Annotated in this window: 19 protein-coding genes; 14 read left to right on the forward strand and 5 right to left on the reverse strand. The window is 50.2% G+C overall.

Features of this window, described 5'->3' with window-relative positions; translation table 11 throughout:
• Positions 1 to 235 precede the first annotated feature (235 nt).
• The 5 genes from lexA to A1OO_RS07445 all read left to right on the forward strand — a co-directional run bounded on the left by lexA (position 236) and on the right by A1OO_RS07445 (position 5,518).
• Positions 236 to 856 carry a transcriptional repressor LexA gene (lexA, locus tag A1OO_RS07425; RefSeq protein ID WP_026023767.1) on the forward strand — a complete coding sequence of 207 codons (621 nt, stop codon included), beginning with the start codon at positions 236 to 238 and terminating at the stop codon, positions 854 to 856.
• 432 nt (positions 857 to 1,288) lie between these two features.
• Positions 1,289 to 2,437 (forward strand): cytochrome c oxidase subunit II, encoded by a 1,149-nt coding sequence (gene coxB, locus A1OO_RS07430; RefSeq protein ID WP_017002643.1) that lies wholly within the window; start codon positions 1,289 to 1,291, stop codon positions 2,435 to 2,437.
• Positions 2,438 to 2,449: 12 nt separating this feature from the next.
• Complete coding sequence (ctaD, locus tag A1OO_RS07435) at positions 2,450 to 4,039, forward strand: cytochrome c oxidase subunit I (RefSeq protein WP_016961859.1); 1,590 nt, start codon at positions 2,450 to 2,452, stop codon at positions 4,037 to 4,039.
• Between the two features lie 11 nt (positions 4,040 to 4,050).
• On the forward strand, positions 4,051 to 4,605 hold the full coding sequence (locus A1OO_RS07440; protein ID WP_017002644.1) for a cytochrome c oxidase assembly protein: 555 nt from the start codon (positions 4,051 to 4,053) through the stop codon (positions 4,603 to 4,605).
• Positions 4,606 to 4,621: 16 nt separating this feature from the next.
• Positions 4,622 to 5,518: a cytochrome c oxidase subunit 3 gene (locus A1OO_RS07445; protein WP_016961861.1), complete on the forward strand. Its 897-nt coding sequence runs from the start codon at positions 4,622 to 4,624 to the stop codon at positions 5,516 to 5,518.
• Positions 5,519 to 5,577: 59 nt separating this feature from the next.
• Here A1OO_RS07445 and A1OO_RS07450 read toward each other — a convergent pair whose 3' ends face one another.
• Complete coding sequence (locus A1OO_RS07450; protein ID WP_017002645.1) at positions 5,578 to 5,784, reverse strand: DUF2909 domain-containing protein; 207 nt, start codon at positions 5,782 to 5,784, stop codon at positions 5,578 to 5,580.
• Positions 5,785 to 5,827: 43 nt separating this feature from the next.
• On the opposite strand from A1OO_RS07450, the gene A1OO_RS07455 reads away from it, so the two are divergent.
• From A1OO_RS07455 to dinF, 6 genes are read left to right on the forward strand one after another with little or no spacing between them, the layout of a single operon-like run.
• Positions 5,828 to 6,550 carry an SURF1 family protein gene (locus A1OO_RS07455; RefSeq protein WP_241819065.1) on the forward strand — a complete coding sequence of 241 codons (723 nt, stop codon included), beginning with the start codon at positions 5,828 to 5,830 and terminating at the stop codon, positions 6,548 to 6,550.
• A complete protein-coding gene (locus tag A1OO_RS07460; RefSeq protein ID WP_016961864.1) occupies positions 6,547 to 7,074 on the forward strand; it encodes a hypothetical protein in 528 nt (175 codons plus the stop codon). The genes A1OO_RS07455 and A1OO_RS07460 overlap by 4 nt, the downstream gene beginning before the upstream one ends.
• Positions 7,075 to 7,076: 2 nt before the next feature.
• A complete protein-coding gene (locus A1OO_RS07465; protein WP_016961865.1) occupies positions 7,077 to 8,201 on the forward strand; it encodes a COX15/CtaA family protein in 1,125 nt (374 codons plus the stop codon).
• Complete coding sequence (gene cyoE / locus A1OO_RS07470; protein ID WP_016961866.1) at positions 8,194 to 9,108, forward strand: heme o synthase; 915 nt, start codon at positions 8,194 to 8,196, stop codon at positions 9,106 to 9,108. Before A1OO_RS07465 ends, cyoE begins: the two co-directional genes overlap by 8 nt.
• Positions 9,109 to 9,138: 30 nt before the next feature.
• Positions 9,139 to 9,675, forward strand: a complete 537-nt coding sequence (locus A1OO_RS07475; RefSeq protein WP_017002646.1) for a GNAT family N-acetyltransferase — start codon at positions 9,139 to 9,141, stop codon at positions 9,673 to 9,675.
• A 36-nt stretch (positions 9,676 to 9,711) separates the two neighbouring features.
• Positions 9,712 to 11,055 carry an MATE family efflux transporter DinF gene (gene dinF, locus A1OO_RS07480; protein WP_017002647.1) on the forward strand — a complete coding sequence of 448 codons (1,344 nt, stop codon included), beginning with the start codon at positions 9,712 to 9,714 and terminating at the stop codon, positions 11,053 to 11,055.
• A gap of 109 nt (positions 11,056 to 11,164) precedes the next feature.
• Here dinF and nfuA read toward each other — a convergent pair whose 3' ends face one another.
• Together nfuA and A1OO_RS23755 are read right to left on the reverse strand one after the other, a co-directional pair.
• On the reverse strand, positions 11,165 to 11,749 hold the full coding sequence (nfuA, locus tag A1OO_RS07485) for a Fe-S biogenesis protein NfuA (RefSeq protein ID WP_016961869.1): 585 nt from the start codon (positions 11,747 to 11,749) through the stop codon (positions 11,165 to 11,167).
• 91 nt (positions 11,750 to 11,840) lie between these two features.
• Positions 11,841 to 12,515, reverse strand: coding sequence for a ComF family protein (locus A1OO_RS23755; protein ID WP_241819067.1), 675 nt, complete (start codon positions 12,513 to 12,515; stop codon positions 11,841 to 11,843).
• A 39-nt stretch (positions 12,516 to 12,554) separates the two neighbouring features.
• Here A1OO_RS23755 and bioH point away from each other — a divergent pair, with 39 nt between their 5' ends.
• The 3 genes from bioH to A1OO_RS07505 all read left to right on the forward strand — a co-directional run bounded on the left by bioH (position 12,555) and on the right by A1OO_RS07505 (position 14,343).
• Positions 12,555 to 13,355 (forward strand): pimeloyl-ACP methyl ester esterase BioH, encoded by an 801-nt coding sequence (bioH, locus tag A1OO_RS07495; RefSeq protein ID WP_050998960.1) that lies wholly within the window; start codon positions 12,555 to 12,557, stop codon positions 13,353 to 13,355.
• 80 nt (positions 13,356 to 13,435) lie between these two features.
• On the forward strand, positions 13,436 to 13,771 hold the full coding sequence (locus tag A1OO_RS07500) for a hypothetical protein (RefSeq protein ID WP_017002650.1): 336 nt from the start codon (positions 13,436 to 13,438) through the stop codon (positions 13,769 to 13,771).
• 77 nt (positions 13,772 to 13,848) lie between these two features.
• Positions 13,849 to 14,343: a hypothetical protein gene (locus A1OO_RS07505; protein WP_016961874.1), complete on the forward strand. Its 495-nt coding sequence runs from the start codon at positions 13,849 to 13,851 to the stop codon at positions 14,341 to 14,343.
• 121 nt (positions 14,344 to 14,464) lie between these two features.
• Here A1OO_RS07505 and A1OO_RS07510 read toward each other — a convergent pair whose 3' ends face one another.
• Positions 14,465 to 16,828 (reverse strand): Tex family protein, encoded by a 2,364-nt coding sequence (locus A1OO_RS07510; protein ID WP_017002651.1) that lies wholly within the window; start codon positions 16,826 to 16,828, stop codon positions 14,465 to 14,467.
• A gap of 37 nt (positions 16,829 to 16,865) precedes the next feature.
• Positions 16,866 to 17,351 carry a transcription elongation factor GreB gene (gene greB, locus A1OO_RS07515; protein WP_017002652.1) on the reverse strand — a complete coding sequence of 162 codons (486 nt, stop codon included), beginning with the start codon at positions 17,349 to 17,351 and terminating at the stop codon, positions 16,866 to 16,868.
• Between the last annotated feature and the right edge of the window lie 52 nt (positions 17,352 to 17,403).

The raw sequence follows: 17,403 nt of genomic DNA on the forward strand, positions 1-17,403 counted from the left end.
GCCTCTAGTGTTTTGTGCGTGGCAAGTCTAGCAGAAAACATCTACGAACTTGCAGCGAAATGACAGTATTACGCGTGCTTATGTCAGCCATGAGTCAATGTGGGGAATTCAAGATTAAACAAGAAAGTGTGATCTCGAAGGGGTGGGTTGGCTCTGTTGGTGCGAAATGCGCCTTTTCAACTGGTTAAACACTGGATATACTCACAGTTAACTGTATAAAAAGACAGGTCTGATTATGAAGCCGTTAACCGCAAGACAGCAGCAAGTCTTTGATCTTATCAGAGCAAAAATCGACGATACGGGCATGCCACCAACCCGTGCCGAGATCGCGAAGGATTTGGGTTTCCGCTCAGCCAATGCCGCGGAAGAACATTTGAAAGCGCTGGCGCGAAAAGGCGTGCTTGAAATCGTACCTGGCGCGTCGCGTGGCATCCGTATTTTGGTTGAAACGGAATCTGCCAATGATGATGGACTACCTTTGATTGGCCGAGTGGCTGCAGGTGAACCTATTCTGGCGCAAGAGCATGTGGAAATGCATTACAAAGTCGATCCTGGCCTATTTAAACCAAGCGCAGATTTCCTGCTTCGGGTTAATGGCATGAGCATGAAAGACATCGGTATTATGGATGGTGACTTATTGGCCGTTCATAAAACTCAGGATGTTCGCAATGGTCAAGTTGTGGTGGCTCGCGTTGAAGACGATGTCACGGTCAAGCGTCTTGAGCGCAAAGGCACACAAGTTTGGCTTCATGCTGAAAACGAAGAGTTTTCGCCAATCGTGGTGGATTTAACACAGCAGAACTTAACCATCGAAGGCATTGCCGTTGGTGTGATCCGCAATAGCGACTGGATGTAATTTCCCGCGAAACATGCAGATAAATGATAAAAATAGGCAGTTAGAGACGAAAGTGCTCTAACTGCCTTTCTTTTTGTTTTTTTGCGTGCCACAAGCCGATGAAACAAGCCCTCATCAACCTATCTAATTCAGAATACGGTCACTGTATTGCTCTTTGTGTTCACCGATAAAGCCCTTACTAAATAAGGGATTCCTTACCCTCTATTCCACCTCTCTCTCAGATAATAAGCACACAAAGATTACCGATGAAACACGTGTCTTTATCTCGTAATTTCGTGGCTGGCATCAAGTTTCAGCGCATAAAACTGCACTTTTTTTGTCCTTTTCTTATTCATTGCCTAGGTTTAATTGTAAATAAAGTGTTAATCGATGTTTCTATTTGCTGCGCTCATTGACTCACTGTAATGCGTAGTGATTTCTAGGAGGGATCCGGTGACGACTCGCCAATTTCTATCCACGCTCGCGCTTTTCCCGTCATTTGCTGCCTTGGCATCAGATGAATCGTCCTCGTTTAACCTGACTAAAGGGGTAACGAATATTAGTGGGCAGGTCTATGACTTGCACATGACGATTCTCTATATCTGTGTCGCCATTGGCGTTGTGGTGTTCGGTGCCATGTTTTGGTCTATCGTGCACCATCGCAAATCGAAAGGCGCCGTGCCGGCAAATTTCCATGAGAGCACCAAGGTTGAAATTCTATGGACCTTAGTGCCTTTTCTTATCTTGATTGGCATGGCGGTTCCTGCCACGCGAGTGCTACTGGCAATGGAAGATCCGTCTGATTCAGACATCACCATTCAGGTCACAGGCTCGCAGTGGAAATGGCACTATCGCTATTTCGATCATGACGTGTCGTTCTTTTCTCTTCTTGCTTCATCACCTGCGCAAATTAATGGTGAGCTGGCGAAGCGAGAGAATTACCTGCTGGAAGTTGATCGCCCCTTGGTGGTACCTATCGGCAAGAAAGTACGTTTTCTTATCACCTCTGAAGATGTTATCCACTCTTGGTGGGTGCCGGCTTTTGCGGTGAAGAAAGACGCCAACCCCGGCTTTATCAACGAAGCTTGGACTAAAATTGATAAGCCTGGCATTTATCGTGGCCAATGTGCCGAGTTGTGTGGCAAGGACCATGGCTTTATGCCCATCGTGGTCATTGCGAAGCCCGTCGACGAATTCAACGTTTGGGTTCAGGAAACCGCTGCTGCACAAGCGAAGGTTCGCGAGGAAGAACAAAAACTGTTGTCGATGAACATGGACATGGAAGAACTAATGACGGTCGGCGAGGATATATACAACTCTCGCTGCGCGGCTTGTCACATGGCCAATGGCCTTGGTATTCCTGGTGTGTTCCCTGCATTGGCACAGTCTGAGGTTGCCACCAAGTCGGAAAGGCTTGTTGATCACTTGAATGTTGTTATCCACGGTAAGTCGGGGACAGCAATGCAAGCATTTGGCGCGCAATTGGGGTTGAAAGAATTGGCTGCGGTGATTACCTACGAGCGAAATGCATGGGGTAATGACACGGGGGATGCGATTCAAGCCTCCCAGATTAATGCAGTGCTTAACGGCGATGATCTTTAAGGAGAAACGGTAATGACGGATATGACGCCCGATCACGTCGGTCATGACGACGACCATGATCATAAACCTCGCGGGATGATGCGTTGGTTGCTGACGACCAATCACAAAGATATCGGCTCAATGTATCTGATATTCAGCTTTACCATGTTCTTGCTGGGCGGTGCGATGGCGTTGGTGATCCGAGCTGAGCTATTCCAGCCTGGATTGCAGTTGGTAGAGCCGAACTTTTTTAACCAGATGACCACAATGCATGGTTTGATCATGGTGTTTGGCGCTGTCATGCCAGCCTTCACAGGGCTTGCTAACTGGATGGTACCACTGATGATTGGCGCGCCAGATATGGCGTTACCGCGCATGAATAACTGGAGTTTCTGGATCCTGCCTTTTGCGTTTCTGATGCTGATCATGTCTTTGTTCATGGAAGGTGGCGGCCCTAACTTTGGTTGGACCTTCTACGCACCACTTTCTACCACTTACGCGCCTGACAGTACGGCACTGTTCGTGTTTGCCATTCACATCATGGGTATCAGCTCCATCATGGGGGCGATTAACGTTATCGTTACCATTATGAACCTGCGTGCGCCGGGCATGACATACATGAAAATGCCCTTGTTCGTTTGGACGTGGTTCATTACTGCGTTCTTGTTGATTGCCGTCATGCCCGTGTTGGCGGGGGCGGTCACCATGGTGCTCACTGACAAATACTTTGCAACGTCCTTCTTTGATGCTGCCGGTGGCGGTGATCCTGTGATGTTCCAGCATATTTTCTGGTTCTTCGGTCACCCAGAGGTATACATCATGATTTTGCCGAGCTTCGGTATTATTTCGGCCATTGTCCCTGCATTTTCTCGCAAGAAGCTCTTTGGTTATGCCTCGATGGTGTACGCCACCGCTTCGATTGCGGGTCTCAGCTTTGTTGTATGGGCGCACCACATGTTTACCACGGGTATGCCGGTGTTTGCGGAGCTGTTCTTCATGTACTGCACCATGCTGATCTCGGTGCCGACTGGGGTGAAAGTCTTTAACTGGGTTGCCACCATGTGGCGAGGCTCGTTGACCTTTGAAACGCCGATGCTGTTTGCGCTCGCCTTTATTGTGCTGTTTACGATTGGTGGCTTCTCCGGATTGATGCTGGCGATTACGCCTGCGGACTTCCAATACCACGATACCTACTTTGTGGTGGCGCACTTCCATTATGTACTGGTGACAGGGGCCATCTTCTCCATCATGGCGGCAGCGTATTACTGGCTGCCAAAATGGACGGGGCACATGTACAACAACACACTGGCGTCTTGGCATTTCTGGTGCTCGCTGATTTCAGTCAACATTCTGTTCTTCCCAATGCACTTCTTGGGCCTTGCGGGTATGCCACGTCGTATTCCTGATTACGCGCTGCAGTTTGCTGATATCAATGCGATTGTGAGTGTGGGTGCGTTCTTATTTGGTTTCTCTCAGCTGATTTTCTTGGTGTTGGTCGTGAAATGTATTCGTGGCGGCGAGCCTGCGCCAGCGAAACCTTGGGAAGGTGCGGAAGGGCTAGAGTGGGAAATTCCATCTCCAGCGCCTTATCACACCTTCACCACGCCACCGAAAATTGATTAAAGGATCGAGTCATGGGTGAACATGAACACGACGGTGCACAACGTAAGTCAGATCGCTCAGCGTTAAAGCTGGCGGGTATGGCTGTGCTCATGTTCGGGTTTGCGTTTGCCCTTGTTCCTTTGTACGACGTGTTTTGTGACATCACGGGCATCAATGGCAAAACTTCTGATGTGGCGGCGCAAGAAAGCCAAGAGGTGGACTTGTCTCGTACCGTGACCGTCGAGTTTGTTGCTTACATTAATCCCGGTCTTGGCTGGGATTTTACGCCTGAGATGAAAGAGATAACAGTTCACCCGGGTGAGACACACACGATCGCTTATCGTGCAACAAACAACACGACAATGGATTCGGTTGGGCAAGCTGTTCCGTCGGTATCGCCGGGGTTAGCTGCTCAGTATTTGAATAAAATTGAATGTTTTTGCTTTAACCGTCAGCCATTGGAAGCGGGGAAAGATGCAGAGTTGCCATTGGTTTTCTACGTAGACCCAGCAATTCCGGACGACATCAACACCCTGACGTTGGCTTACACCTTGTTTAGCGCAAAAACTGAGCCTGTGACTCAATAACCTCAGTGAGGTCATCATGACAACAACGCACACAAAGTCCGACGCACAGCAGGACTACCAAAATTACTACGTACCTGCACAGAGCAAATGGCCAATTATTGGTGCTGTTGCGTTGTTTCTGATCGCGACAGGTTCGGGGTCAATGGTCGCAGGATTGTTTGGCGGCAATGGCCCTTGGATGCTGCTTGCGGGCGTCGGTGTGCTGTTTTTTATGCTGACAGGCTGGTTTCGTGACGTGATCCATGAATCGATGGGGGGATTGTATTCCCCTCAGATGGATCGGTCGTTTCGTCAGGGCATGAGCTGGTTTATTTTCTCAGAAGTCATGTTTTTCGCCGCCTTCTTTGGTGCGCTATTTTACGTTCGCTTTATTGCTGTGCCTTGGCTTGGTGGCGCAAGTAACAACGCAATGACCGCCGAAGTGCTTTGGCCGGATTTCATTCCTGGCTGGCCGCTCGAAAAAACACCGGGTGGTACAGAAACCACCGCCATGGGCGCGTGGGGTTTGCCGCTGATCAACACGGTTATCCTGTTGACGTCTTCAGTGACGCTTCATCTCGCCCATGTGGCGATGGAAGAAGGTAATCGCAAGCGCATCATACAAATGTTGGGCGTGACCGTATTGCTCGGTTGGATCTTCTTGTTCTTTCAGGGCGAAGAATATATTCACGCGTATGAGGAATTGAATCTGCGTCTGGAATCGGGGGTATACGGGAATACCTTCTTCTTGTTGACCGGTTTTCATGGCATGCACGTGTTTTTGGGTTCAGTCATCCTGTTTATTGTCTGGCTGCGTGTATTGAAAGGACATATGTCGCCTGACCATCATTTCGCGTTTCAAGCGGGGGCTTGGTACTGGCACTTTGTTGATGTGGTTTGGCTGTGTCTGTTTGTGTTTGTTTATATCTTATAGGTATCTAAGGGGTTGGCGTGCCAACCCCTTTTTCGTCATTACCAATCCAAGCAGGACCTTTAGTACGGGCGGGGATTGGGTTCAATCAGCCCAGTTGCAAGTGCAATCAGTAAAATGACAAACACAATCACAGAGAACAACACACGCCTACCGAGATAGCGTGACATACGGACATCAGTACGGCCCTTAATCATGATGGGGAGTGCTCGGAACAGGTTGAATATAATAAAGATTAACAGGCAGACGAGGATCGCTTTGAGCAACATATTGCCTCCATCTGGCCAAAAAGGTGACCAACAAGGTGAGTGGGTGTCTACATCTAACGTACGTCGCATGCGACGCTGGGGTTTCCTTGCTTTTACTTTGACCATGGTTGTGCTGCTGGTCAAGCTGGGGATGTGGCAAATGTCCCGTGCGGCAGAAAAAGAGACGTTATTGAGTCAACTGTCAGAGCGTCAACAGCAACGGGTTACTCAAGTGTCATCCATTCCCTCAGACGCCAAAGGATTTGCCGTCGCACTCAATGGCACATTCGATGTGAATCGCAGTGTATTGCTTGATAACCAAACCCATCAAGGGCAAGTGGGATATCGCTGGATGATGCCGTTTTATACCGACAACAATTGGCTGTTGGTTGAGCTTGGGTGGATTCCCGCTCCACCAAGGCGTGAAGACCTTCCTGAATTACCAGAGGTAACAGGGCAGCATCAGGTCAAAGGCATTGTTGATTTACCGTCAAAGCGCATGGTGCTAGGCAATGAAACAGCCGCCGTGAGTTGGCCATTGCGGGTTCAATCCGTAGACATGGCGATGATAGCCGAGGCGAGTGGATACACGGTATTGCCTTGGGTGATAAGAAGCGAGTCAATCATGGACGAAGCCGGTGAGACGATGAATTGGAACACTCTGCCTGTATGGGAGCCTGTTGTTATGAAGCCTGAGAAGCACTATGGCTATGCGATGCAATGGTTTGGTTTGGCATTCGTGGTGGCGATTGGTTTTGTGGTTTGGTGGAGGAAGGGACGCTTATGAATGGAAAGAAAGCGCTGATCATGGTGGTGTTTATATTCGCATTGCCAGTATTGACCGCCAAGCTGGTGTTGGAAATGGGGTGGTTCAACAAGGGCGTCACCAATAACGGTGAGTTGCTAACACAGGAAGTACGTGCAGATTGGCTTGGGCACGACGGGCAATGGCGCCTTGTTTATTCCTTGCCGCAAACGTGCTCTGAGCAATGTGAAAGTGCGTTGTTTCAGTTAAAGCAAATTCCGGTGGCGGTGGGGCCTGAACGTAAACGCGTGGCAAGTATTTTATTGGTCTCTGACGCGACAGCCGCGCAAGCGACTGAGAATGTCACCGAGCAGACCATTGACACTCAACAATATCAAACCATGTCATCACTGCCTTTTGCGGGTGAGGCGATTTACCTTGTCGATCCGCTGAACAATTTGATCATGGCTTACCCCATTCCCCAAGGAAAATCGGCTCAAATTACCCAAAGTAAAGGACTGCTGTCCGATCTGCGCAAACTGATGCGACTGTCGAAGGTGGGGTGAGGATGGAAACAGAAAAACGCTATCTGGGACTGATTTATGGCGCACTGCTCTTGGCTGTGGTGGTGGTCGGGTTGGGCGCGTTTACACGCTTAACCGAAGCGGGATTAGGCTGTCCTGATTGGCCAGGATGTTATGGTTTTCTCACTGTCCCCGTATCCCCTGAAAAAGTAGAACAGGCCACACAAGCATTCCCAAATGCGCCTGTTGAGGTGCACAAAGCGTGGAATGAAATGATCCACCGCTACGTGGCGGGAACGTTGGGATTGGTGATTGCGGCAATCGCTTTATTCGCATGGCGCGGAAAAAGAAATGGACGAGGTCGTGTGTTGCCGACTGCGCTGCTCGGGGTAGTGATATTTCAGGCCGCGCTGGGTATGTGGACAGTGACCATGAACCTGATGCCCATTGTTGTTATGGCGCATTTGCTGGGTGGTTTCACCACCGTGACATTGCTGTTCTTGCTGGCTGTGCTGGAAAGGCGGCGCGTGAATAACTTGGCGAGGGAGCCGGTGACGATCTCGCCAGAGTCATCGAATAACGCCAACATAGCAACGATGGATAGCGTTGACCTTGAACCAGGCAAGCCAAGCCTGTCTGGCAAATTAAAGATGTTGACCGTGACGGCTTTGGTGGCCGTTATTATGCAGATTGCACTCGGTGGCTGGACGTCTGCCAATTATGCTGCGGTGGTGTGCACGCAACTCCCTATCTGTGAGGTGGATTGGGTGAGCGGATATGACAGCGCAGCATTTGATCCCATTAGTCCGACTAGCGAAACCTATCAATATGGCGTGCTCGGGTTTGAGCAGCGCGTAACCATTCATGCTACTCACCGAATTGGCGCCATAGTGGTCACACTGCTGGTGTTATTGCTAGCGATGGGTATACGCCGTCCATTGGGTAATACCTCGGCACTCTTGCTGGTCGGGGTTTTATTGCTACAAATTTCACTCGGCATCACCAATATTGTCGCCTTGCTGCCATTGTCTGTGGCGGTGGCGCACAATCTGTGTGGTTTGCTCTTATTGTTGGTAATGGTGCGAACGACCGTGTTGGTCTTTTTTGCACAGCCCTCATCGGTGTCACAGACTTCGTTGGGGAAATCGGGGAGGTTGAGTCATGGCTAAAGTCTCGGTGCAATCGCTGGGCAACAGCGCGTCAATGGAATCTGCGCTGTGGCGCGATTATCTTGAATTAACCAAGCCTAAGGTGGTGGCCATGCTGCTGCTTACGGCCATGGTGGGCATGTGTTTAGCCGTTCCAGGATTGCCACCTGCGAAGGCGGTAATTTTAGGATTGTTGGGTATCGGTATGCAATCCGCTGCTGCAGCGGTGTTTAATCATGTGATTGACCAGCGTATAGACCGACAAATGCAGCGGACCATTCATCGACCTGTCGCTAAAGGGCGTGTGGGTACGATGCAGGCGTTGGCATTTGGTGGTGCACTCATGGTCGCCGGTTTTGCCTCATTGTGGGTGCTGAACTCTCTGGTGGCCTGGTTGACCTTCGCCAGTTTAATTGGCTATGCCTTGGTTTATACCGTGTGGCTTAAACATGCCACGCCGCAAAATATTGTGATAGGTGGTTTGGCGGGCGCCATGCCGCCGCTGCTCGGGTGGGTTGCCGTCACCGGAACCTTAGATCCACATGCACTGTTGCTGGTGATGTTGGTGTTTACATGGACGCCACCGCACTTCTGGGCATTGGCAATCCATCGTCAGAAAGACTACGCCAAAGCGGGCGTGCCTATGCTGCCCGTAACCCATGGTGTTGAATATACCAAGACCATGATTTTGCTCTATACCTTGCTGCTGGTGGTTGTGGGCTTCTTGCCTTGGTTGTCAGGGATGAGTGGAGATATCTACTTAGTCGGTAGTCTGGCGCTCAACCTCGGATTTGTGTGGTACGCATGGCGACTCAAGTTTGCTGATCAGAAAGGGTTAGCGTGGCAAACCTTCAAGTTCTCAATCTGGCACATCTTTGGTTTGTTTGTCGCGCTGTTAGCTGACCATGCTTGGTATGCGCTAGCATAGCGCTCTTGGTTTCGACATGAGCACGCACGGATGTCCCTCTCTCAGATTTACTTCTCTACGCCGCGACTTACTGTCGCGGCGATCACGCCTCAATCTGCTGCGATTGAGACGCTAGTTGGCGAACTTACGCTTATTTTAACCCCTTCAGTCAAGCAACATCTTCCGCCTGATATTCAACCTGTTAATGATGAAAAAAGTGCCCGAAAGTGGCTGTTGAATGTCATGGGCGAAAGTACGTTTGTGACGATTTTAGCGTCTGACTCGGGGGCGCTGATTGGCTTTTTTCTGCTGTACGAAGAAAAAGAGGCCAATGGTAAAAGCGCGATTCGGCTGGGGTATGCTGTTGGTGAGCACGCGCAAGGCCTAGGCTACGCCAGTGAAATGATCGCGGGGCTGGTGGCATGGTGTCGCGACAGTGGATTTATCGCTTCGCTATCCGGCGGTGCAGAAGCGAATAACTTGGCGTCCATTCGTGTACTAGAGAAAAATGGTTTTGTGCAGGAAAGCAATGCAGAGCACAACGAGGGTGAACAACGCACCGTCTTTTTGTCGCGGACTTTCTGCTAGTATTCGTTCATTCATTTTTAGCTGATTAGCAGGCCTATGTTCTCGGCGCTTAAACAAAAATCGCTGCACGTTCGTGTACTTTCGCTGGCATTTCCCATGGTGTTATCCAACATCACTGTACCTTTATTGGGGTTGGTGGATGCGGCGGTGATTGGCCATCTTGATCACGCTTGGTATCTCGGCGGTGTGGCGATTGGCAGCACCATGATTGCCGTGACGTTCTGGCTGTTGGGCTTTTTGCGTATGGCGACCACGGGGCTAACAGCGCAGGCTTGGGGCGCTGACGACAAAACCGGGCTGGCTAACGTGTTTTTGCAAGGCATCACATTGGCGTGGGTGCTGGCTTTGATTATTCTGGCTCTGCATCCTTTCATCTCCAATGCTGTATTTTCTTTTAGTGATGCCAGCGCCGAGGTAAAGCGTTATGCCGATGAGTACTTTTCGGTGCGCATTTGGAGTGCACCCGCAGCGCTAACCAATTTGGTGATCATGGGTTGGCTACTTGGCGCACAAAACGCGAAAAAGCCAATGATGCTGATTATTTTGGTCAATCTGGTCAACATCGTGCTCGATTTGCTGTTCGTGGTGGGTTTTGGCTGGAAAGTCGAAGGTGCAGCGGCGGCGAGTGTTATCGCCGACTATTCTGGCATGTTTTTGGGGCTGTATTTTGTTGCTCAAGTGTGGGCGAAATCGTCACTGCCGTCTCCGATAACGCAATGGAAAAAAGCCTCCGCTGGCATGAGCCGACTGGCGAAACTTAATCGCGATATCTTCCTGCGCAGTCTTTGCCTGCAAATGGCATTTACCTTCATGACATTTCAGGGCGCGACACTGGGCGATGATGTGGTTGCTGCGAACGCGGTGTTGATGAATTTTCTGATGTTGGTGTCATTTGCCATGGATGGGTTTGCTTATGCCATGGAGGCAATGGTGGGCAAAGCGATTGGCGCAAGAAACCGGCAAGAGTTATTGGGGACCCTCACCGCAACCACCTTCTGGAGTTTGATTATTTCCTTGATGATCACCTTGGCATTTTTGCTTGGTGGGCAATCCATTGTTGGCGTGATTTCAGATATTCCTGCGGTGCGTGAGCAAGCGTATCTTTATTTGCCGTGGCTGATTGCTATGCCGTTGGTGTCCATGTGGTGCTTTTTGCTGGATGGCGTATTTATCGGTGCGACACGTGGGCGTGAAATGCGTAATACCATGTTCTTTGCCATGGCAGGCTTCTTTGTTATTTGGTGGTTACTGAGTGCAAATGGTAATCATGCCTTGTGGGCCGCGATGTTGGGATTCATGGCGTTGCGAGGGGTCACCTTGGGGATATTGTTTGCGTATCAATGGCGACGCGGGCAGTTTCTTTTATCAGCGCACTCATAAATTTTCAGTGAGTTCATGAGCGATTGGCGCGCAGGTGTTTTCTGCTGCGTACAAAACAAAAAAGGCTCCGAGGAGCCTTTTTAAAATGCATGGTGCAGTCAGGTGACGCTTAGTAGTAAGAGTGCTCACCTGCGGCGTGTTCAGTCACATCGCGTACCGCTGTCAACTCGCCACTAAATTCTTCTAACAGCTGCTTTTCAATGCCATCTTTTAACGTGACATCGACCATTGAGCAACCGTTACAGCCACCGCCAAATTGAATCACGGCAACACCATCGTCTGTCAGTTCAATCAGGTTGATGTGACCACCGTGACCTGCAAGCTGAGGGTTGACCTGCGTTTGGATAACGTATTCCACGCGTTCTAGCAGCGTGGCGTCGTCAGACACTTTACGCATTTTTGCGTTTGGCGCTTTCAGGGTTAACTGAGAGCCCATCTTGTCAGTGACGAAGTCAATTTCTGCATCTTCAAGAAATGGAAGGCTCAACTCATCCACATAAGCCATAAAGCCATTGAATTCGTATTTGGTGTCTGAGGCTTCAATGGCATCTTGTGGGCAGTATGACACGCCACATTCCGCGCTTTGTGTGCCTGGATTGACCACGAATACGCGAATGCTAGTGCCTTCTGGTTGCTGCTCTAACAGTTTACCGAAATGGGTTTGTGCATTTTCTGAAATATTAATTTGCGACACGGCTTCTTACCTGACTATTCCGATATATTAATAACAGTTTACTCTTGTTTTTGTTCGCTATCACCCCCGAAGCTATATGGTTACTTTTTTATCACTTCGGTGGGGTGCGGCAAAGACAATAGATGTCGATGTGTTTGACTCCTCGCGTGCGCAGCAGTCGACAGATTTCTGCGATGGTGGTGCCTGTTGTTACCACATCATCGACCAATGCGACACGCTCGGGGAGCGATCCCGTCATCGTAAAAGCTTCACGAAGATTGGAGAGACGAAATTGTCTGCTTAAACCTTGCTGCTGGCGAGTGGCACGGTTACGTTTTAAGACCTTGGACTCACATTGAACGCCAAGTTGCTTTGCCAATTCATTGGCGAGCACGGTGCTGTGATTAAACCCGCGCGCAATTCGACGTCGCCAATGCATAGGAACGGGCAAGATCACGGCGGCTGGGTCATCAATTTCTTGTGCCAGCAATGTCGCTAACGCTGGGGCAAGCCAATACTGGCCTTGATACTTAAAGCGGTGCAGCAATTTGTCGTAGGGAAAGGTATAGCCTCCGACGCAAATTAGTCGATCCCATGCCGGAGGGTTGTTTAGACAGCGTCCACAGCTTTCGGTGACATAGGGCGCAGGGAGGCCGCAATGCAGGCAACGTGGTACACGAGGGAAGCTCTCGTGACAGGATTCGCACCATGGATAGCGTCTGTTTTCGAGTGTGTGATGGCAAAGCTGACAGCGAAGTGGCAGGGCGCGTAAGATAGTGCGAAACATAAATGTGTTGATGGCTCGAAACGAATTTAGGCAGTGTAAATGACGACATCTCTTTACTGGCACACGGAAGGCCAGGGTTCCGATCTGATTCTCATTCACGGATGGGGAATGAACAGTGCGGTATGGCAAAACATTCTCCCCGCTCTCACTCCGCACTATCGCGTGCATTGTGTCGACCTTCCCGGTTATGGCTTCAGCCAGCCATCGGATGCTTTCTCTCTTGAAGAGATGGCACACTGCTTGCTTAATAATTCACCGCAGGAATCGATTTGGGCAGGTTGGTCTTTAGGGGGAATGGTTGCCACGCAAGCGGCGTTGATTGCCCCAGAACGAGTGAAAGGCTTAGTGACTATTGCCAGCTCACCGAGATTCTCTGCTGAACATGGATGGCGAGGGATTAAACCCGAGGTATTGCAAGCGTTTACCAAGCAATTGGCGGGAGATTTTAAGACAACCGTCGAGCGCTTTTTAGCGTTACAGGCAATGGGCAGTCCAACAGCAAGGCAAGATATTAAGTGGTTGAAGCAATCGGTGTTATCGCACCCTTGGCCACAGCCTGAGGCACTTGAAGCCGGACTTGGTATTCTTGCAAATGCTGATTTGAGACCGCACTTGCATGATATTTCAATGCCTTGGTTAAGGATGTACGGTCGGCTGGATGGCCTTGTGCCCGTTAAAGTGGCGCAAGAGCTTGATGTACTGGCTCCGCAGTCGCAGCGGCAAATTTTTGCCAATGCGTCGCATGCACCGTTTATCTCCGATCCTGCGCATTTTACGCAAGAGCTTCTGGCGTTTTGCGGACAATGTTTGCCGTCCTGTCAGAACAAAGTGACCAAATAAAGTGAAATACGACTAAATTTTAAACGTTAGTTGCCGATACTTTATACGTGTCACTTGCTATGGCATCAGGAGAGACCATAATGAATATAGGTAACGTTGGGCATTCTCAGTACACTTACGCTAAACCCTCACCGGTAAATCAAGAGGCGAAGGCTGCGCAAGTCGATCAAAAAGGGGATGCAAAACAGTCTTATGCGCAAGTCGCCAAAGGTGTAACGGACGTTAAGACTGTCAACCAGGCAACGGAAACCGAAGGCAAAGCACCCGCTTCGTCGGATGTTGAAGCTTTCACTTACGGGGCATTGGGTATGGACCACCCTGACGAAGTGAAAGTTAACGATGATGGGGCGTATACCGCCGGACAGGTTTTATCTGCCATCGGCACAATAGGTGGCATATTAGCCATCTTGGTATAGTTTCGCTGTAGAGATATAGCTTGCGCATTTCGCGGGGAAATTCCCGCGGTTTGCCCTAAGGCGGTTGCCTTCGGTCGATGTTGGGAGACAACATTGACATGAACATTTCGCCCGCTAACGTCAGCATCCCCGCTGTCGTACCGTCAGTCAACCCGCCAACTGAGCAAGTTGCGCGGGACAATCGCGTGCGCGAAAAAATTGTCCCTCCTCGTCAACCCACGGCCAATGCTGAAGAACGAACTGTAAGCCAAGAAGAGAAGCAACTTCGCAAGCCTTCATGGGATCCTTCAGAGCACCCCACCTATACAGATTTGGCTCAAAACACCCGCCAATTTGATGGTGCGCAATTTGCGGCACACGAAACCCTGAGCCAGCTTTCTTCGATGTTGTCGAGCGGCAGTTATGTGCCACAAGGTGAAAACGGTTATGCAATGCGACTCAAGTTGCCAAAAGAAGTCATGGATAAGATTGATGCGTTGAAAGACTCTCAGCGCACAGGCGCTGTGGTCGCCATGCGCTATCAGCAATCATCCGTCGCTAACCTTCCTTCGGAAGTGCTGATTGTGATTTAAACGAAAAGGCGCACGGACGAGGTACTTCTTTCCTGCATTGATATATACAAAAACAGCGCCGAGGCGCTGTTTTTAGTTTGATGAGATAAAAAGAGAATCGCGAAAAAATACCGCAATAAGCTTAGTTGCGTTTCGCTTTGGCAAAGGCATCAGCAAATGCGCCACCGACCGCCCCTTGGTTGCCGCCGCGATTATCGCGTTTGCTACCTTGATTGCTGTCTTGGTTGCCGCTGAAACTGCGTTTTTGATTGTCGGCAGGGCGTGAGTCACGGTTGCCTTTATCACGACCCGCAGGTTTGTTGTCTGCCCCTGGCTCATCGTTTAAGCGCATAGAAAGCGCAATACGTTTACGCTGCAAATCGACGTCCATGACTTTCACTTTCACCACATCACCCGCTTTTACGACTTCACGTGGATCAGAGATGAACTTGTCGGATAGCGCGGAGATATGCACCAAGCCGTCTTGGTGAACACCAATATCGACAAACGCGCCAAAAGCGGTCACGTTAGTGATGGAGCCTTCCAATATCATGCCTGGCTCGAGATCTTTCACTTCGTTTATGCCAGCAGCAAAGGTCGCAGTTTTAAACTCAGGGCGCGGGTCTCGGCCCGGCTTGGCCAGTTCCGACAGAATGTCAGTGACCGTAGGCAGGCCAAAGGTGTTGTCGGCATAATTTGTTGCGTTGAGCGAGCGCAAGAAGTCGTGGTTACCAATCATGGCGTCGATTGCTTTGCCTGTGTTATCCGCAATGCGTTTCACCACAGGATACGCTTCAGGGTGAACGGAAGACCTATCGAGCGGGTTTTTGCCGTTCATGACGCGTAAAAAGCCTGCGCACTGCTCATAGGCTTTTGGACCTAGACGTGGGACTTTCAATAAGGTTTTACGGTCGGCAAAGCGGCCGTTGTCATCACGAAATGCCACGATGTTGGCGGCCATGGTGGTCGAAAGCCCAGCCACGCGGGTCAGCAGTGCGGCTGATGCACTGTTAACGTCAACACCCACGGCGTTGACGCAGTCTTCAACCACGGCGTCCAAGCGCTTCGCCAGTTGGCTTTGACTGACATCGTGTTGGTATTGGCCCACACCGATAGATTTCGGGTCGATTTTCACCAACTCTGCCAATGGGTCTTGCAGGCGACGAGCGATAGAAACCGCACCACGCAGCGACACATCCAGCCCCGGGAATTCAGCAGCAGCAAGCTCTGACGCTGAATACACAGATGCGCCTGCCTCACTGACCATCACGGTTTGGATTTTCTCGCCCGCATCGTTAAGCATGCCAGCCACAAACGCATCGGTCTCACGAGAAGCCGTGCCGTTGCCAATCGCAATCAAATCGACATTGTGTTTTTTCACCAGCGCCATCACCACGCGTGCTGATTCGGCAATTTTGTTGTGCGGTGCGGTTGGGTAAATGGTGGCGGTATCTAATAGCTTACCTGTGTTATCCACCACGGCAACTTTGCAGCCTGTGCGCAGGCCAGGGTCGATACCCAAGGTGCTACGTGGGCCCGCAGGTGCTGCCATTAACAGATCTTTGAGGTTGTCGGCAAATACCTTGATGGCGTCGCTTTCAGCCATTTCACGCAGGTTGCCCATCAATTCTGTTTCCATGTGCATCAGAATTTTGATGCGCCATGCAAAGCTGACTACTTGCTTACGCCAGCGGTCGGCAGGCGCAGAATCAATGGTCACCTTGAAATGGTCACAGATGATGTTTTCGCAATATGAGCCCGTGGACTTATCATCCTGTCCAGGGTCTGCATTCAGTGACAGTTGAAGGATGCCTTCATTTCGGCCTCGGAACATCGCCAGTGCGCGGTGTGATGGCACTTTGGTTAGACGTTCATCGTGCTCGAAATAGTCTTTGAACTTGGCACCTTCGTTTTCTTTTCCTGCGATAACACGTGATTGAAGCTCAGCATGTTGGGTCAATTGGCGACGGATTTTCTCAAGCAACGCGGCGTCTTCAGCAAATTGCTCCATCAAGATAGCGCGCGCACCATCCAGTACCGCTTTGGTATCAGCAAACCCTTTGTCGGCATCAATGTAGCTTGCGGCTTCCGTTTCTGGGTCGGAGTGAGGGTGTTGCCAAAGTTGTTGCGCCAAAGGCTCAATGCCCGCTTCAATCGCAATTTGTCCCTTGGTACGACGCTTTTGTTTGTAAGGAAGATAAAGGTCTTCAAGGCGGTTTTTGGTGTCAGCACCGAGGATGTCTCTTTTCAGTTCATCACTGAGTTTGCCTTGCTCTTCAATCGATTTAAGAATGACCTGACGGCGGTCTTCCAACTCGCGCAGATAGCCAAGGCGTGATTCGAGATTACGCAGTTGGGTGTCATCTAGGCCGTTGGTCACTTCTTTACGGTAACGGGAAATAAACGGGACGGTGTTGCCATCATCGAGCAGCGTAACCGCAGCAATAACTTGAGCGTCACGTACATTTAGCTCACTGGCAATCTGTTGATAAATTGAAGTGGTCATGGTGTTCCTTTGAAAATCACCGCCGCGAAAGGCGGTATTAGAGATCGTTTTGCTGATAGGTGATGGTGTTGACGTACCAGACCTTCGGGCCTTCAGGGGTCGTCACAACGGCTTCGTCATCGACTTCTTTTTTTATCAATGCGCGTGCCATCGGGCTATCAATCGAGATGTAGTCTTTGCGGCCGTAGATTTCATCCGGACCGACAATGCGGAATTTGAGGGTATCGCCATCGTCATTTTCAATGTCGACCCATGCGCCAAAGAACACTCTACCGTCCTGTTGTGGGTTATAATCCACCACGCGAAGAATGTCTAAGCGCTTGCGCAGGTAACGCACACGGCGGTCGATTTCACGCAATATACGCTTGTTGTAAGTGTAGTCAGCGTTCTCCGATCTATCGCCGAGGCTCGCGGCCCAGGATACGATCTTGGTGATTTCCGGGCGACGTTCTTTCCACAGGAAATCGAGTTCTTCTTTGAGTTTCTTGTAGCCTTCTCGGGTGACCAAATCGGTTTTTTTCATTGCTATATCCGAGCATGTGATTCGTTTTTCGAGAAGAGTTATAACCGCTTTG

It is taken from the genome of Enterovibrio norvegicus FF-33 (genome assembly GCF_000286835.2).
GTDB classification, from domain to species: domain Bacteria; phylum Pseudomonadota; class Gammaproteobacteria; order Enterobacterales; family Vibrionaceae; genus Enterovibrio; species Enterovibrio norvegicus_A.

Coding starts and splice junctions, on each gene's coding strand:
- dinF (WP_017002647.1), top strand. CDS start 9,712: ATGTTCTCGGCGCTTAAACAAAAATCGCTGCACGTTCGTGTACTTTCG.
- A1OO_RS07510 (WP_017002651.1), bottom strand. CDS start 16,828: ATGACCACTTCAATTTATCAACAGATTGCCAGTGAGCTAAATGTACGT.
- cyoE (WP_016961866.1), top strand. CDS start 8,194: ATGGCTAAAGTCTCGGTGCAATCGCTGGGCAACAGCGCGTCAATGGAA.
- A1OO_RS07505 (WP_016961874.1), top strand. CDS start 13,849: ATGTTGGGAGACAACATTGACATGAACATTTCGCCCGCTAACGTCAGC.
- A1OO_RS23755 (WP_241819067.1), bottom strand. CDS start 12,515: ATGTTTCGCACTATCTTACGCGCCCTGCCACTTCGCTGTCAGCTTTGC.
- A1OO_RS07475 (WP_017002646.1), top strand. CDS start 9,139: ATGTCCCTCTCTCAGATTTACTTCTCTACGCCGCGACTTACTGTCGCG.
- A1OO_RS07460 (WP_016961864.1), top strand. CDS start 6,547: ATGAATGGAAAGAAAGCGCTGATCATGGTGGTGTTTATATTCGCATTG.
- bioH (WP_050998960.1), top strand. CDS start 12,555: ATGACGACATCTCTTTACTGGCACACGGAAGGCCAGGGTTCCGATCTG.
- A1OO_RS07450 (WP_017002645.1), bottom strand. CDS start 5,784: ATGTTGCTCAAAGCGATCCTCGTCTGCCTGTTAATCTTTATTATATTC.
- A1OO_RS07440 (WP_017002644.1), top strand. CDS start 4,051: ATGGGTGAACATGAACACGACGGTGCACAACGTAAGTCAGATCGCTCA.
- lexA (WP_026023767.1), top strand. CDS start 236: ATGAAGCCGTTAACCGCAAGACAGCAGCAAGTCTTTGATCTTATCAGA.
- greB (WP_017002652.1), bottom strand. CDS start 17,351: ATGAAAAAAACCGATTTGGTCACCCGAGAAGGCTACAAGAAACTCAAA.
- A1OO_RS07500 (WP_017002650.1), top strand. CDS start 13,436: ATGAATATAGGTAACGTTGGGCATTCTCAGTACACTTACGCTAAACCC.
- ctaD (WP_016961859.1), top strand. CDS start 2,450: ATGACGGATATGACGCCCGATCACGTCGGTCATGACGACGACCATGAT.
- A1OO_RS07465 (WP_016961865.1), top strand. CDS start 7,077: ATGGAAACAGAAAAACGCTATCTGGGACTGATTTATGGCGCACTGCTC.
- A1OO_RS07445 (WP_016961861.1), top strand. CDS start 4,622: ATGACAACAACGCACACAAAGTCCGACGCACAGCAGGACTACCAAAAT.